Source organism: Paraburkholderia dipogonis, from assembly GCF_042680985.1.
Lineage (GTDB): Bacteria > Pseudomonadota > Gammaproteobacteria > Burkholderiales > Burkholderiaceae > Paraburkholderia > Paraburkholderia phytofirmans.
On sequence record NZ_JBHUFR010000004.1, the window covers coordinates 175,512 to 191,563 of the forward strand.

The 16,052-nt window shown below is 57.2% G+C and carries 10 protein-coding genes and 2 pseudogenes; 8 read left to right on the plus strand and 4 right to left on the minus strand.

What is annotated here, in order from left to right:
- Positions 1-45 precede the first annotated feature (45 nt).
- The 5 genes from ACFSNN_RS04270 (at position 46) to ACFSNN_RS04290 (ending at position 4,527) form a co-directional block, all read left to right on the plus strand.
- Positions 46-510, plus strand: a complete 465-nt coding sequence (locus ACFSNN_RS04270; protein ID WP_134466001.1) for a Zn-ribbon domain-containing OB-fold protein — start codon at positions 46-48, stop codon at positions 508-510.
- A complete protein-coding gene (locus ACFSNN_RS04275) occupies positions 503-1,654 on the plus strand; it encodes a thiolase family protein (RefSeq protein ID WP_134466000.1) in 1,152 nt (383 codons plus the stop codon). The genes ACFSNN_RS04270 and ACFSNN_RS04275 overlap by 8 nt, the downstream gene beginning before the upstream one ends.
- Positions 1,655-1,696: 42 nt before the next feature.
- Positions 1,697-2,881 carry an acetyl-CoA C-acyltransferase family protein gene (locus tag ACFSNN_RS04280; RefSeq protein WP_134465999.1) on the plus strand — a complete coding sequence of 395 codons (1,185 nt, stop codon included), beginning with the start codon at positions 1,697-1,699 and terminating at the stop codon, positions 2,879-2,881.
- 23 nt (positions 2,882-2,904) lie between these two features.
- Positions 2,905-3,753, plus strand: a complete 849-nt coding sequence (locus ACFSNN_RS04285) for a 3-hydroxybutyryl-CoA dehydrogenase (RefSeq protein WP_134465998.1) — start codon at positions 2,905-2,907, stop codon at positions 3,751-3,753.
- Positions 3,754-3,918: 165 nt separating this feature from the next.
- A complete protein-coding gene (locus ACFSNN_RS04290; RefSeq protein ID WP_134465997.1) occupies positions 3,919-4,527 on the plus strand; it encodes a TetR/AcrR family transcriptional regulator in 609 nt (202 codons plus the stop codon).
- A gap of 179 nt (positions 4,528-4,706) precedes the next feature.
- Here the strand turns inward: ACFSNN_RS04290 and ACFSNN_RS04295 are convergent, their stop codons facing one another.
- The 4 genes and pseudogenes from ACFSNN_RS04295 to ACFSNN_RS04310 all read right to left on the minus strand — a co-directional run bounded on the left by ACFSNN_RS04295 (position 4,707) and on the right by ACFSNN_RS04310 (position 7,787).
- Positions 4,707-5,585 carry a TetR/AcrR family transcriptional regulator gene (locus ACFSNN_RS04295; protein ID WP_244323221.1) on the minus strand — a complete coding sequence of 293 codons (879 nt, stop codon included), beginning with the start codon at positions 5,583-5,585 and terminating at the stop codon, positions 4,707-4,709.
- 486 nt (positions 5,586-6,071) lie between these two features.
- Positions 6,072-6,419 (minus strand): DUF4148 domain-containing protein, encoded by a 348-nt coding sequence (locus tag ACFSNN_RS04300; protein ID WP_377688932.1) that lies wholly within the window; start codon positions 6,417-6,419, stop codon positions 6,072-6,074.
- 72 nt (positions 6,420-6,491) lie between these two features.
- Positions 6,492-6,659: pseudogene (locus ACFSNN_RS04305) on the minus strand (ISNCY family transposase); the annotation flags it as partial.
- A gap of 383 nt (positions 6,660-7,042) precedes the next feature.
- Positions 7,043-7,787: pseudogene (locus tag ACFSNN_RS04310) on the minus strand (IS6 family transposase).
- 806 nt (positions 7,788-8,593) lie between these two features.
- On the opposite strand from ACFSNN_RS04310, the gene avs3a reads away from it, so the two are divergent.
- From avs3a to ACFSNN_RS04325, 3 genes are all read left to right on the plus strand, one after another.
- The gene (gene avs3a, locus ACFSNN_RS04315; RefSeq protein WP_134465996.1) at positions 8,594-14,848 is read left to right on the plus strand and encodes an AVAST type 3 anti-phage nuclease/ATPase Avs3a; all 6,255 of its coding nucleotides are present in this window, start codon (positions 8,594-8,596) and stop codon (positions 14,846-14,848) included.
- Positions 14,814-15,476 (plus strand): AVAST type 3 anti-phage proein Avs3b, encoded by a 663-nt coding sequence (avs3b, locus tag ACFSNN_RS04320; RefSeq protein WP_244323219.1) that lies wholly within the window; start codon positions 14,814-14,816, stop codon positions 15,474-15,476. The genes avs3a and avs3b overlap by 35 nt, the downstream gene beginning before the upstream one ends.
- A gap of 67 nt (positions 15,477-15,543) precedes the next feature.
- On the plus strand, positions 15,544-15,876 hold the full coding sequence (locus ACFSNN_RS04325) for a hypothetical protein (protein WP_134465995.1): 333 nt from the start codon (positions 15,544-15,546) through the stop codon (positions 15,874-15,876).
- The last annotated feature ends 176 nt before the right edge of the window (positions 15,877-16,052 follow it).

Genomic DNA, 16,052 nt, shown 5'->3' on the forward strand with positions numbered 1-16,052 from the left:
GGTGGTTGTAAAACTACCCGAGCTATCCAGGAAAGCGACCTGAACATGAATGCTGACAATTATGTACTAGCCTGCCCATCGGCAATTGAGCACGATGCACATGGCACTGCGACTCTGGTGGGGAATCAGTGTGCTGACTGTGGCGAAACCTATTTCCCCGCGGCGTCTGGGTGTACGCGCTGCACTAGCACGAATCTGAGTCGATTTAACTTTGGACGTCACGGAACCTTGTGGACGTGGACGATCCAGAGCTTCTTGCCGAAGACACCCTACAACAGCGGCGAGACCGATGCCACTTTCAAGCCCTACGGTGTTGGCTATATCGAGATGCCTTGCGGTATCAAGATCGAGAGTCGTTTGTCTGTTGCCGTCGCCGACAAACTGAACATCGGTATGCCGATGACGATGTCGCTCAAAACATATGGGAAAACACCTGAGGGCGCTGACCTCGTGACGTTTGTGTTCTCGCCCGCAGGATCTGATATCCGAGGAGTTCAAGGCAATGAGTAACGATGTCGCGATCATCGGCGTAGGCATGCACCGATTCGGGCGCTTCGATGGTGTATCGGGTCGGGCACAAGGCGCCCATGCTGTGCGAGAAGCCCTTAAAGATGCGGGTATTACGTGGGATCAGGTTCAGGTTGCATACGGCGGGTCACAGGACGCCGGCAACGCAGATGCGCTTGCCAACGATCTGGGTCTCACCGGCCTGCCTTTCGTCAACGTAGCCAATGGCTGCGCGACGGGCGGATCATCTCTTGCAGCCGTCATTGCCGCTATCCGGTCGGGCTCGGCTGACATCGGTGTTGCCGTTGGTTTCGATAAGCATCCGCGTGGGGCTTTCAATCCCTTGCCTAAAGACTGGGGTCTCGAAGAATGGTACGGCGAGATGGGTTTGATGCTCACGACCCAGTTCTTCGCGATGAAGACCCGTCGCTATATGCACGAATACGGCATTACGGATGATGCCCTGATTCAGGTTGCTCAACGTGCATCGCGCAACGGAGCACTGAATCCAAACGCATGGCGCAGGCAAGAACTCGATTACGACCAAGTCGCCGAATCGAGCGCCGTGAGCCTGCCTCTTCGCAAGTTCATGTTCTGCAATCCAGCAGAGGGCGGCGCAGCGATCGTCCTGTGCGCGGCCAGGCTGGCCAAGAAGTATCAAGCTAATCCCGTGACTATCCGCTCGGCGGCAGTCAGGACTCGCCACCACGGTTCGTTCGAAGTGTTCAGTCCTGCACTGATGGCGCAACAGGTGTCCGCTCCAACAGTGACAGCCTCCAGGGCAGCGTTCGAGGAAGCGGGCGTCGGGCCAGAAGATATCGACGTCATCCAATTGCAGGATACTGATTCGGGATCCGAAATCATTCACATGGCGGAAAATGGGTTCTGTGAGCACGGCGAGCAAGAAAGCTTGCTCCGCGAAGGCGCTACGGAAATCAACGGCCGCCTGCCTATCAATACCGATGGCGGATGCCTCGCGAATGGCGAACCTGTCGGTGCTTCTGGCTTGCGCCAAGTCATCGAAATCAGTTTGCAACTGCGCAATCAGGCAGGTTCGCGTCAGGTGCCGAACAACCCGCGACTGGGTTTTACGCACGTGTACGGTGCGCCCGGCGTGAGCGGCGTGACTATTCTCGAGCGCGGTTAGCCGCTAGTGCTGAACAACTATCGCAATGGAACAGGATTGAAGATGGATCGTGAAATCTTTGTGGTTGGAGCGGCGCGTACCGCTATCGGAACCTTTGGCGGCTCGCTCAAGGACGTTGAACTCACTACCCTCGGCACAACGGCCGTCCGTGCGGCGCTGGAGCGTAATTCCGTGCCGGCTGACGCGGTGGGCCACGTGGTTATGGGCAACGTCGTTCCGACCGCTCCCCGTGATGCCTACCTGTCGCGAGTTGTCGCTATCGATTCGGGTATGCGGGAAGACACCCCGGCATTTAACGTGAACCGACTTTGCGGTTCGGGTCTACAAGCGATCATTAGCGCGGCGCAGTCGATTGCTCTCGGTGACTGCGAAGTCGCTGTTGGCGGTGGCGCCGAATCCATGTCACGCGGCCCTTACATCGTTCCTGCTGCTCGCTGGGGGCAACGCATGGGCGATACGGGCATGGTTGATTACATGAACGGTATTCTTCATGATCCGTGGCAGAAAGTGCATATGGGGATTACCGCTGAGAACGTCGCCGCGCGCTATGGCATTACGCGTGAACAACAGGACGAACTCGCAGCCGAAAGCCAACAGCGTGCAGTGAATGCTATTCGTGAAGGTCGCTTCAGAGACCAGATCGTCCCGGTCGAGATTAAGACGCGTAAGGGTGTGATCGCATTTGACACCGACGAGCACGCAAAGGCTGAAGTCACCGTCGAGTCGCTGTCCCAGATGAAGCCCGTGTTCAAGAAGGATGGCGGCACGGTTACCGCAGGTAACGCCTCGGGGTTGAATGATGGCGCGGGTGCTGTCGTTCTAGCCGAGGGCCGCGCTGTGAATTCGCTGGGCTTGACTCCGATAGCTCGACTCGTGGGCTACGCTCACAGCGGTTGCGAGCCGCTGTATATGGGTATCGGGCCGGTCCTGGCAACGCAGCGAGTGCTGTCCCGTACCAGTCTGTCGATTAAGGATCTGGATGTCATCGAAGCTAACGAGGCGTTTGCAGCGCAAGCTCTGGCAGTGACTCGTGAACTGGGTTTCGATCCCGTCCGCGTTAATCCAAACGGCTCCGGCATCTCGCTAGGCCATCCGGTAGGCGCCACCGGCGCGATCATTACGACCAAGGCTCTCGCAGAGCTTCAGCGCACTGGCGGCCGTTACGCGCTGGTCACTATGTGTATCGGCGGAGGGCAGGGCATTGCAGCTATCTTCGAACGCGTTTAACCCCACATAAAGGTACGCTGAACATGAGCAACAAGACTATTGGTGTAGTCGGCGCGGGTACGATGGGCAATGGCATTGTCCAGGTCGCAGCCGCAGCAGGCTTCAACGTCGTTATGCTCGATGTGTCGGATGCAGCATCGGAGCGCGGCCTGTCTACGATCGGCAATAGCCTCGAGCGTCTGGTGCAGAAGGAAAAGATTAGCGCCGACGAGAAGTCCGCTACTCTTGGTCGTATCAAGACTACGGTGACGTATTCCGACCTCTCAAGTACTTCGATTGTCATTGAGGCTGCTACCGAGAACGCGGATATCAAAGCGAAGATCCTCAAGTCGATTGACGAGTCAGTGGGCTCGGCGACGGTGATTGCTACGAACACAAGTTCGATCTCAATTACCAGGCTCGCGTCCAAGGTCTCGAATCCAAACCGCTTCATCGGTACGCACTTCTTCAACCCAGTGCCGGTCATGACGCTTGTCGAACTGATCGCAGGCCTCCAGACGGATAGCCTGACCCTCGATGTAGCGAAGGACTTCGTGGAGACTATCGGCAAGACGGCGATTGTCGCTAAAAACAGCCCAGGCTTTGCCGTCAACCGTATCCTGGTCCCGATGATCAACGAAGCGATCTTCGCGCTCCAGGAAGGACTGGCTTCAGCTGAAGATATCGACAAGGGCATGAAGCTTGGAGCGAATCACCCTATCGGTCCGCTCGCACTCGCAGACTTGATCGGCCTCGACACGTTGCTAATGGTGCAAGAAGTTCTGTCCGCGAGCTTCAATGATTCGAAATATCGACCGGCGCCGTTGCTTCAGGAAATGGTCGATGCAGGATATCTGGGTCGCAAGTCAGGCCAGGGATTCTATCAGTATTAATGGGCTGACTGCTCGAAGTCTGACTCTCTTAAAGTAAATTACAAACATCTATGCCATCATGCAGGCGTTTTCCCTTTGTGCCTGGGACTAATAGGTGGTTTTTTTCCAGGGTATTGTTGTGCACTAGTTACGAGTGCACTAAATAAAAGACGAGAAAATCAAGCAATGAAGGGTCAAGCTAAGACAACCATGACACCTGAGCACGGTGAGAAAAGACTGAAGATCTTCGATCACTGTGCTGACCTGTTTGACAAGGTCGGCTATCACAAGATGACCATGCAAATGCTGGCCGACGAAGCTGGCATGGGCAAGCCTACGCTTTACCACTACTTCCCCAGTAAGGCTGCGATTCTCTTTGAAATGCACCAGACGCACATGGAGCTTCTGATAGAGGATCTCGAGGATAGGGGCGACGGGTGTCCGCACGCGGCGTCATTGCTGGTTAAAGCCTGTACCTCGACCTTGCGTCAAATTTCTGAGCATCCTGGATATGTGCGCGCGTTCATGGATCACTATGGAGATCTGCAAAATGAACACCGTGGACAGATTCGCAAACTACGCGACAAGTACCTTAGGCGTATTCGCAAAATTATCACCGACGGAATTTCCTCAGGCGCGTTCCGTGACGGCGATCCCGATATCACCGTCTTTGCTTTCCTGGGGATCTGCAACTGGGCCTACAAGTGGTATCCGCGTATGGCCTCGGAGTGCCCGCCACCCGAGATGGCCGAAAAACTTTGCGGCGTCATCCTCGATGGCCTGGTAGTCAGGTAAGGTTCAATCAAAGCCCCGCGACGAAAAGTCTGCGGGGCTTTTTTGGGGTTTATCAGCGCAGCGGGGGAAGGCCACTTCGGAAGGGCGGGGAAGGGGAGATCGCTTCGAAGGCGGAGGGGCAGGCTCTTTCCGGGCACTTAATTAAACTTTATATGGGCGGGTTCACGCGATGCCCATCATTATTTCTGACGTTTGATGCCGTCCAGAATCACCTGACAAAGCTTTTTCGCCATGACGTCAGGCGGCGACGCTTCCGCCATGCTGGGATACCACTTGTAGGCCCAGTTGCATATTCCGAGGAAAGCGAAAACCGTGACGTCCGGATCAAGTTTCTGGAATCTGCCTGAGGACATGCCATCCGTGATGATATCGCGAATTCGTTCCAAATATTCATCCCGCCGTTTGCGAATCTGCTTACGGTGCTTATCTTCCAGATCGCTATAGTGGTCCATGAAAGCGCGCACATATCCAGGATGCTCCGCAATTTGGCGAAGCGCGGAGGCACAAGCCTTGACCAGCAGTTCAGCATTATCAGCGCAGGTTTCGGCATCGGCATTCAGGTCGCCCAGCAAAGCGTCCATATGGATCTGATGCATCTCGAAGAGGATTTCAGCCTTGCTCGGAAAATAGTGATAAAGAGTCGGCTTGCCCATGCCAGCTTCGTCCGCCAGCATTTGCATCGTCATTTTATGGTAGCCAACTTTATCGAATAAATCGGCACTATGCAGGATGATCTCCAGCCGCCGTTCATCGTGTGCGGTGGTGGTGACTCGCGCCTTTGATTTTCGTCCCGTTACCATTGATTGACCTTTTTTTGTTACTACCAGCTTTCCTGAAAGCAACGTCGAGCTTGCAGCATATGCAAATTGAGGCTGCTTGAAGAACAACCGGACCGGCTCCGCTCGTGCTTCTAACTCGACGCGAGACTGAGCCCGACGATGAGCGCTCATTCGCAGCGACGACAGGAGTGTGCCGCCCTGTGCGTGGTTCTCAAGCGGTTCGATCCGTCGACATCCACCCGAGTTGATGTGCTGCTTCAGAGCGGCGGCGCTTTCCACTTTCGGCCTTGTCTACCCATGACAACGACTCACGGTATGCGATTTTAGCATGGGGACACGCGCCGCCCCTCACGGTGCGTCCACGTAAAACACCTCGGCGGGTGTCGGATGACGACAGCTTGCGTCAGACCGCTCATCGGATTGAAGTGGACTTGAACCTGAACCCACGCAGTCCAGTTGGGCGCGTAGCGTAATCGTGCGCGTCTTCACTCACTACGACAAGCCAAAGGAAAGCCAATTCGCATTTGCCATGCTTGCGTTCACGTCTTGGCCATGCAAAAAGTGCACCCGACCTCAGTGTCACGGCGCGCCCAGCCTCCAGGGTATATCGCTACCCCTCGATGCAAAGCACGCGGCTACGGCAAGAAACCTTGTCCGTTGATGGAATGGTACCGACGCCATGACGAACCTTGTTGGCGCAAAACCAGCCCCGATTCGCGGGGCTGGTTTTGCGCGAGGCATCATCTGCAGATGAAGTCAAGCGAGCTAATGAGTTAAAACAGCCGCCTGCCCGTGTTGTTCGGGGAGCATGCGAGACGCTTCCATTGCGGTACCCGGATAGTGGAAGAAATCCAGAGGATCGAAACCGGCGGCGAACCAACGCTGCGCATCTGCCCTAACTTCGGAGCGGGTTTTGGGGTGCGACGGATCGTTCGGTGAGGTGGAGGCTTGGGCGAATGCGGACGCAATGCTGTTTGCACTGAGCAGAATCCCAAACGCGACCGGAATGATTATTTTCATAACAATCCCTCGGATGGAGAGGATGGGATTGAATTCTAGGTGTTTACCGGGCGCATTGCGAGGAATAGGCCGCTTTAGTGCGTCAAGACACATGCAAATCTTATTGGCATTTCGGCGATCTAGATCGCGTAAATACACGACGCAGACGCTATGACGATTCCAGTCGATCAGTCGCAGATCCTCATCGGAGCGCAGCGGCCGGTGTGCGTTGTAATCGCTTCTGGGGAGGGCGCCCAGGCATTGGCTTCGGCCGGCGTGCTGATGCCGCGCAGCCGCAGTTTCCACCAGACGCCGGTCCTGTAGCGCCAGGTGCGCACGTTCCACACGGCCCTTGTTCGCCAGGTTGATCTTAGTGTGATGTCTCACGAGGTGTCGGTTGCCCATCGTCATCGTGTTCATCCCAGTCGCGCTCATCGCGGGCGCTGCATGAGAATGTCCGACGCTCAACCTGGGGGTATTCGTCCTTTTCATGCTAAATCTGGCGGTTTGTTTTTGTTTTTCTTTTAAAAACATGCACTTGCAAATCATCGATTCTGCGAAAGCGCGTCCTTTTGATGCAAAATCTGGCGCTTTCATACGCTCGCACGCCTAGGCCGGCGAGCGCATGATTGAGGGCGGCCAACAAAACCGCGCCACGCACCTGCCAGTCATGCAGTCTGCGTGGCGCTGTCACGTTGCCGGTCTCGGGAGAAAAGATCGGCAGGCGAGGCAATTACTCAGAAAGCGGTGGACGGATTTTGGGTGACACCGGTGAATTCGCGCCATGCTTCGAATCGCGCAGCGAGCTGTTTGCGATAGAGCAAGGCGCGAAGCAAGTGACGCTTGAGCGCGAAGTGCTGACGGATCGGCCCGAGGCACGACAGGAAAGCTTGCGTGCGCTCGGGCAATCGAAACCCCTTCATGCGCCGCTCGCGTTCACGCGTCGGTTGATGGCTGTTTTCTGCGCGGTTGTTCACGCGTGCGCAGGCCTTGACGAATACATGCTTCACGTGCGCCAGCTCCGGGAGCTCTGCCTTGGCGGCCGGGTAACTGAGTAGTTGGTCGGTGACGATCTTCTTCGGTACTTCGTGGCAGGCTGCCAGTACCCGTTTGAAGAAGCGTTTCGCGGCAGCTTTGTCGCGTCGCTTCTGCAACAGGATGTCGAGTTCGGTGCCGTGCTGGTCAACCGCACGCTACAGCACGTAAGGCTCGCCGCGCAGCGTCACCAACATTTCGTCAAGATGCCATGTCGTACCGCTCTTGCGGCGGGCGGCCTTGACCCGATGCGCGAAGCCGGCGCCGAACTTGTCAGTCCTCCGGCGAATCGACTCGTGGCTAACGATTACTCCGCGCTCGAACAGCAGCTCCTCAATGTCGCGAAGGCTGAGTTGAAAGCGAAAATACCATCGAACGGCGTGGCAGATGATCGATGCCGGAAACCCGAAACCGGAAACCGTGATAAAGCGATTTCATTTTCTTCATCGCGGCATCTTAGCCCAGTCGCCAACGTGACAGAGCCCCCGCGCGTGATCCGCGTCAGGCATCGCTGTTCTGAAAACAGTTGATTGCCAGGATTCACGGTTAGTCGAGAGGGAAAATCGACGTTGAACCGCCGTCCAGAGAGAGACGGGAAAGCTTCTCTGGAACGGCCGCATTGCGGAACCTGACTGGCACGCTACGCACGCAACTCGGCCATTGCGGTCATTGGGCCGATCGTCAGCGAAGTGCAGCTGATGTTCGCTCTGCGGTCATTGGAACATCCGTCCCCTCGAACGACAGCTGTCCTCCTGCCGGAGGACAGCACCCGACCCACCACGGCCCTTCGTAACCGCCCGCGCCGAAGAGCCGCTTGCAAGGTTTAACGGTCGTTCACTTAGCCTAGCAGCCGACGGCCAGTCGGTCCGTTCGTTCACACGACGTGAAAGTGAGTACCTGCGAGCGTTGCGTTACGAAAAATCAAGGTTCGCTTTCTCTACCTTCCCAGCTGATGTAGCAGTTCAACGCACGTGGAACCGGCGTCATTCAGGAGGTAACGGCAAGCTGATACAAATCTTTAGTGCTCACTTAATGACTCGCCAACAATCTGCGTAGAAGCACTGTCGGTGCGGGCAAGGTCAGATCCTTAGGCTCACGACACCGTCTGCCCCGCTGTCTGCTGTAACTACGGCGCCGCTTCGTGTCGCGAAGCATCGTCTGCACACTGAGAGTTCGCCGCGCTGATCCGGCAAGCCTCCCGGTCGCCTCGTTTTCGGTAAACTTGACGGACGACACGAGGAGCAACGAACGACATGGCGGAACATGAGTTGGTGCGGCCGAGCCGCGACGGAGACCAGTTCCACTATCACTGGGCGCCCCGTCATTGTCTGGCGCTGCTACCGGGTTTAAACGGTCTTTTCGCCGTATCCATCGAAGGTGCATCGACGTCAGAAGGCTCGTCCTCCGTGGACGATGGCGACGAACTGATCGATGTTGGGCTCTACTGGGGCAGTGAAGCGTTAGCTCAGGCGCGTCGGGTTGAATACACGCAGCTCAAACATTCGACGCGACACGCGCAGACCGTGTGGACCGCAAGCGGTCTCAAGAAGACATTACAAGGGTTCGCCAAACGCTTCACCGCGCTCTTGCTGCAGTTCGCGGCGCCAGATGTCAAATCGAGATTTCGCTTCCGTTTCACAACCAATCGCCCAATCGACCAGAAAGTGCTTGAGGCACTCGAAGACCTTGCGGCCGGCCGTGTACCGCGGCATCCCACGGTCCAGGCCACCTTGTTGGGATACGCCGGGTTGAGTGGTGACCAGGCGGCCGACTTCTTCAGCATCTTTTCGGTCGAAGGCGAAGAGCCTAATCTGTGGGCCCAGCGGAATCTGCTTGCCCAGGACGTCGGCGTGTACCTGTCCGAGGCCGACTACGATGCTCCCGTGCAACTCAAGGAACTGGTCGCACGCAAGGCGTCTTCGGAGTTCGCCAATGATCCGGCGATCCGACGGCACGATGTTTTGCGCGCCCTTAGGGTTTCAGAGCCACAACTTCAGCCCGCGCCTTGCCTGATAAACGCACCGGCCGTGGTACTTCCCCGGGAGCAGGAAGCCGAGATTCGCGCGGCGTTACTCTCGACAACACACCCGATCGTTCTTCATGCCGATGGCGGGGTGGGCAAATCTGTCATCGCGTCGCGCCTCGCTACGTCGATGCCGCAAGGCTCCGTCGCCGTGCTGTACGATTGCTTTGGCGATGGACTCTATCGAAATTCATTGCATCTTCGGCACCGACATCGTGATGCGCTGGTACAGATTGCAAACGAACTGGCCGCACGGGGTTTGTGCCTTCCGCTGATTCCGTCCGCGCACGCGGATGCCAAGAATCTCATGCGCGCGTTTATCGGGCGAATCGAACAGGCTATCAACCTGCTTCGCGCACGCGACCCCGCGGCGAGCCTGTGCCTGATAGTCGACGCTGCGGACAACGCCGACATGGCAGCCGAGGAGCAAGGCGACAATCCGTTCGTCCGAGATCTCATCTCCACGGCAGTTCCTGATGGCGTGCGGCTCGCTTTCACCTGCAGGACGCATCGTCGAGCGCGGCTCGGCGCACCCAGTGACGCGCACGAAATCGAGTTACACCCTTTCAGTTTCGCGGAAACGAAGGCGTTCCTGCTACGGCACTACCCCGATGCGACCGAAACAGACGTCGCTGAGTTTGCATTTCTGAGCAGCTCGAACCCTCGAGTCCAGGCTCTGGCAATTGAGCAAAAATTGAACATCTCGGAAATGCTCATAAAACTGGGGCCAACCCAGTCGAATGTGGATAACGCTATCGCCGATTTGCTGCAAGGCGCGATCGATAAGCTCAAAAATCAGGCAGGCAAGACCGAAGCAGCGCAGATCGACCTCATCTGCCAAGGCCTGGCGGTACTTCGGCCGCTCGTACCGGTCTCAGTTCTGGCACAGATTTCTGGCATTCCTGAAAGCGCTGTGCGTAGCTTCGCGCTCGATCTTGGACGCCCGGTACTTATAAAGGGAAACAGCCTCCACTTCACCGACGAACCGACCGAGACGTGGTTCCGTGATCGTTTCAAGCCAGCACACGCGAACCTGGAATCATTCCTGGCGCGACTGCGGCCTCTCGCCAGTGACAGCTCCTACGTCGCTTCGACCCTTCCTCAACTGATGCTCTCCGCCGGGCTCATGGATGAACTCGTCGCGCTGGCATTATCAGAAGACGGTTTGCCCGCTGCAAACGCGATCGAACGGCGGGACGTGGAAATACAACGCCTGACATTTGCACTCAAGGCTTGCCTTCAGGCAGGGCGATATGCTGATGCTGCAAAGCTTTCGATGAAGGCCGGCGGCCAAGTGGCAGCAGCAACGCGCCAAACCGCGTTGATACAACAGAACAGCGACATCGCAGGCGTGCTGCTTTCTCCGAACAGGATTGATGAGCTGGTATCGCGGCGCATGTTTGGCAGCAGCTGGATGGGATCGCACCATGCGTACGAGGCGGGGCTTCTTTCGGGGCGAAAGGAATTCCTGGCTGAAGCTGGCAGCAGACTGCGCATGGCCATGGAATGGCTGTACGCGTGGGCCCGGAGCCCAGCAGATGACCGAAAGACGGTCACAAATAGCGATCGGGCAGAACTCGCACTGGCACGAATGCGGGTACTGGGGCCACAGGCGGCCGCCAGGTTTCTGGGCAGTTGGAGACCTCGTCGCCTGGCCTTTGACGCAGCACGATTGCTCGCGCGGCGACTGCTCGACCTAGGCGAGTACGGCGAACTCGATTCGCTGGCGCTGGTCGGCACGAACAACTTCTGGCTGTCGCTCGGAATCGTGGCGGAAGCATCACGCGTGGGACATCGTCTTCCGCCCGTACCGCTCGCCCGGGTGATGCACAGCTTGGCAGACCGTCGGGTGCAAATCAAAGGCTCAGACCAGTGGAACGAGCGCTGGGATACTTTGGAAGCTGTTACCGCTGCGGTCTCAATGTCGCTACGCGTGCTTCCACGGGACGACGCGAGCTGGTCAGGCATTCTTCGTCGACATCTGCCGGAAACGCCACCGACCGTTCTCTCCGACAGATTCGGCGCGGACATTTCACCGCTGCTCAGAGCGTACGCGCTTGAGGCTGCATTGCGAAACGACCGGCTTACACTACTTGCCATCGCCCCGCCGGACGTCCGTTCTGAACTGGAAACCAAGGACTCTTATCGCCGCGGGTCCGATACGATCGCGTTCGAACGAACTACGGGCGGCCTTCTGCCCTGGTTTGTACTCAGCGCGGAGGTAGCATGCGGGCGCTCGCCGTCAAATCTTGGTGCGGCGGTCAAAGATGCGCGCGAAAAGAGCATTGCGTCGCAAGATTACCAGTCTCGCTCGCACGTTCAAAATGTCGTGGCTATCGAATGGATCCGGGTGCTGCGGGACACATCGATTACTACCGAAGCTTCTGTGGCGGTGCTTCGCGACTGGATCAGCACTCACGATAACCACATCTCGCCAGATACCCTGACGGCAATGTGTCGAATCGCTTCGCGCTCGTCCGGGATGTCTGATTTCGCGATGGAACTGGCAATCGCAGCCTTCGAGTCCCTGGAAACTTCCAGGGAACATGCTGAAGCGAGAACCGATGCCTATCAGCTTCTGGCTCGCGCCGTGCTGCCGGTCAGCAAAGCCGAGGCCGCGGCTTATTTTGGCCGAGCCGTCGAAATCTCCGACAACATCGGTGATGAAAATCTGGACCGCTGGGCAGCAATGCTGCATCTGGCAAAGGCCAGTTCGAAGAAACAGACACCCCGCCCGCAGTCTGCCTACCGTCTGGCAAGAGCCGCGGAGCTGACGTATAGGTATGTCTATCGTGACAAACACTTCGACTGGCCAACAACCGTCGAGGCGCTGCTAGGTCTTTGTCCGTCCTCGACCCTCGCTATCCTGAGCCGATGGCGTGACCGGGACTTCGGTTCTGCCGAACGCCAGATCGAAAAGGCAATCCGAAGCCTAGTGGAAGTGAGTCAGCTTCCCGCAATTGCCACAGTCGCTCTAGCCGGCCTTGACGCGGGATTGAATAGCCTGAACGATATCAAGCGAGCTATCGATGCGCAGACAGATATGGAACGGAAGAAACAGATTCTTCACGCCGCATATCGCTACGTGCGTGTCGACCCGCAGAACGAAGAAACCTGGCCTGGTATGGCCCAGCAGGGGCGCGCGCTCGGGGTCCAGTTGCCAGATATCGATCGACTGCTCGCGGCCGCAGCACGACGCAACAGTTTGGCGTCTCCGCAGCCTGAGCCGACACCGCAACACTACGATAGCAGTGAACGCAAAGAACCTGACTGGGACAGCTTGTTCGCTGGACTCGATCTGACGAACCAGGCGTCGTTGCGTCGAGCGTACGGCGATCTGAAGAGCTTCGACTCGCCGTATTCAGTCGAAGAATTCTTCAAGCAGGGGCTTGTGCGCAGCGGCCACAGCCGGATGGCCGAGTTCATCCGCGCCGTTGCTTCATGGCCCGACTTCGGGATTTTCAAGTTTCGAGATCTGCTCGACGCCATTCCACCACTCGGTCTCAGGTCGCTGTCGGTTCGCGAGGCGCTACGCGAGGCAACCTTGGCGGCGTGTCGAAACACACCGCAGTTTTCGCAGCGTAGCGGCTGGGGAAAGGTGTTCCCGTCGGAACGCCTGTACACGCAAGGCATCGTGACCGACAAAGACGTTGTCATCGCAGTTTTGCAAGGGTTTGCGGCAAAAGTTGATACCCTCGACGCACGGGGATTTTTCCTGCTCGTGGATCCCCTGACATCTTGTCTCACCCAGGATGAAGCAGACGGTGCACTGAATTTTGGGCTGAGCCTGCTCGATGGCATGCTACGTTCCGAAGACGGCGACGGCCCCTGGTGCGAGGAGCTCACGCCCGCGCAATCGTGCGAGCAAGCTTTGGCTGGCTATCTATGGGCCGGCCTCGGCTCGCCAGCAGCAAGCGAGCGCTGGAAGACGGCTCATGCGGTCAGAACGTGTGTGGAACTAAACTGGACCGGGTTATTGTCTGCACTTGCCGTGCGCGCAACCGCCGACTCCCCGGCTCCCTTTACCGACGGCGGACTCGTATTCTACGAATGGCATGCCCGCCAGTGGCTGCTCATTGCGCTTGCTCGAGGTGCGATCGACCGGCCAATGGCCGTCGAACCGTTTGTTCCGTTTCTGACAGCGTCTGCCGATGAGGAACACGTTCTGATCAGGCATTTTGCTGTCGAAACATTGAAGATCTTGCGCATGTCAGGCGTCATACCGACGACAACCGATGCGGCACCCGACGAGGCCAACATCCGGAGACAGCCCTTGCACTTGCATACCAGGTCCCGTGGTGTGTCTGACGACGATGACTACGACGACGCCAATGCACCTGACCTGCCGGGACACGAGAAGTATTACTTCGGTATCGACATCGGCCCATACTGGTTCGCGCCGTTAGGTCAGGTTTTCGGCATCAACCAGGAATCGATGGAAAGACGCGCCCGGGATGTACTGCGCGATCGGATGGCCTCGAGCTACGGCGCAGATCTTGAAGACGCGCGCTACGAGCGGAAAATCCTCCATTATGAGGATACCAACCACTCTCACGGCACTACGCCTCGAGTTGACGACTTGACCGCATACAACTCGTATCACGCGATGATGATTGTTGCAGCCCGGCTGCTGGAGACATATTCTGGCGGTAAGGACGCGGACCATACGACTGATGACTTTGAAGAATGGCTGGAAGGGCAACTCTTAACCCGAAGCGATGGGCACTGGCTCGCAGACCGACGCGACCCTCACCTCACAGAACCACCGCCCGATTCGCGAGGCTACGGAGACAAAACGTGGTGCTGGAGCGTAACGGGCGAGCATCTGGACCGTCAACTGCTGACCGATGACGGCTTGCACGTTCTTTGGGGCTACTGGAGCAGCGGCGAGCGTGACAACGAAGAAACAGTTTCGGTGCGCAGCGTTCTAGTCCCGCAAGACACGGCCACTGCGCTGCTGGCAGCGTTTCAGACGTCGCCCCGACCCGATAACATCTATATTCCGGCGACCGAAGATCGCGAGGTCAGCATCGGCAGGTTCCGTCTCGAGGCGTGGGTCGATAGCAGTAGCGATCCCGTGCGTCTGGACGAATACGATTCTTGGGCAAGCAAGGTCGAATATCCCGGGCCGAGGCCGGCTTCGGCTGTAGTCGATTTGCTTGGACTGAAAGCACAGCCGGATGCGCGGTCGTGGATTTCAGATGCGGGAGCGTTTATCCGCAGCGAATCGTGGACTCGTAAGGTCGGCTATGAACCCAAAGAGGAAAGCATCGCTGGGAGCCGCCTGAGCTGTAACTGTGAATTCTTGCTGGCATTCTTGAAGCACAATCCGGAGATGCGTTTGATGCTCAGCGTATCGATACGTCGCAAGGCGCCCCGTAAAGGTTCGGATCAGGACGTGTTCGAACCGCACCCGTGGCCTTATGTGCGCTATTACCTGGTAGATAAAGATGGAATCGCTCGATCGCTCAAAAGCCGTGATTGAACTTGGCAGGCGCCTGGTTGCCGAGCTTGGCCTCACGGAAGACCCACTAGCGCAGTGGATGGCTCACTATATCGCGGAACGCATCGACGCGACGGAGCACGCGACGCTCGATGCGCGCTCTGCCGCCCAGGATGCGTGCGCCCAGGCCGTCTATGAATTGTGGGATCACCGGAATAATCTGCCCCGCCATTCGCAGCCATTTCGGGAACTGGAGCCGGTCCTTCGAACACTTGCGTCTCTCGACGTGGGCGGTGGGAACCGTTTCCGCTTCGTCGACAGTCGTCCAGACGTCAACGTACCGGAAAGCTCAGAGCTTGAGAGCAACCGGTTCCTGGAAGCGGCGGTGAATCTCGACTATTCAGCGCGTGTGCTTATCCAGTATCTGCTTGGCGTCGCGTCTCGCGAGGCTTCGGATAAAGTCGCCCCATGGCTCGATGCTGCCATCTCCGCCGGAGCAAATGCTACCTTGGAGATACGCCTTGCCGATTTTTTGTCAAGTGACGAGAAGGCTCCCGGCGCTGAGGAACTCGCTCGACAGGCGTTGCAAGAAAAAATCGAGAAGCTAGAGTACTTTTCCGAGCTGGCAAGCTCGGTGGCGACAGAACTCAAAACATCTATCCCGACCTGAACAAGGTAGTGCAGTTGCCAACTATCGGCAACCAGGATGAAGGTCTCGTTCAGTTCAACGAGCCTTGATGTGCAATCCGCTGCTAGTAGCGACGATCGCGTCTTATTTTTCGAATCCCCGATTATCCTCGCAGCGTGATATTCCGCGCGAATTTCCACGCCGCGACATTGCGGCTAAGTGGAAAGCGGTAACTCCAGACTTCAGCGAACAATTCTCGCGAGTAGAATTTCCCAGTGAGCTGGATGACTATGCAAAAGAATCGTTTTCGAAATTGAAGCGGGAGCAAAGCGAACTAATTGGTGAATTGCGCCCTGCGAGTTTGCTTGCACGACACGGGCCGGTCGGTCTGCTGAAGCGAGCCTATATCCATTTCACCCAACCCGTTCGCGAGGTCAAATGAACGAGTTTTTGACCTTCTTCGCTTCTCGTTCGCACGAGTCTTGACATACGTGGTGCCTCTGCGATGGAGTTCAGCGCCCTAACGTCCGTTGACGATAGGCGGAACCGACGTTGGAACGTCGTAAGCGCGCAGAAATGGACGTCTGGAACTCTTTGATCTGAGCGTGCAGGCTATGT

Coding starts and splice junctions, on each gene's coding strand:
- ACFSNN_RS04290 (WP_134465997.1), top strand. CDS start 3,919: ATGAAGGGTCAAGCTAAGACAACCATGACACCTGAGCACGGTGAGAAA.
- ACFSNN_RS04280 (WP_134465999.1), top strand. CDS start 1,697: ATGGATCGTGAAATCTTTGTGGTTGGAGCGGCGCGTACCGCTATCGGA.
- avs3b (WP_244323219.1), top strand. CDS start 14,814: ATGGAATCGCTCGATCGCTCAAAAGCCGTGATTGAACTTGGCAGGCGC.
- ACFSNN_RS04300 (WP_377688932.1), bottom strand. CDS start 6,419: ATGTGTCTTGACGCACTAAAGCGGCCTATTCCTCGCAATGCGCCCGGT.
- avs3a (WP_134465996.1), top strand. CDS start 8,594: ATGGCGGAACATGAGTTGGTGCGGCCGAGCCGCGACGGAGACCAGTTC.
- ACFSNN_RS04285 (WP_134465998.1), top strand. CDS start 2,905: ATGAGCAACAAGACTATTGGTGTAGTCGGCGCGGGTACGATGGGCAAT.
- ACFSNN_RS04275 (WP_134466000.1), top strand. CDS start 503: ATGAGTAACGATGTCGCGATCATCGGCGTAGGCATGCACCGATTCGGG.
- ACFSNN_RS04270 (WP_134466001.1), top strand. CDS start 46: ATGAATGCTGACAATTATGTACTAGCCTGCCCATCGGCAATTGAGCAC.
- ACFSNN_RS04325 (WP_134465995.1), top strand. CDS start 15,544: ATGTGCAATCCGCTGCTAGTAGCGACGATCGCGTCTTATTTTTCGAAT.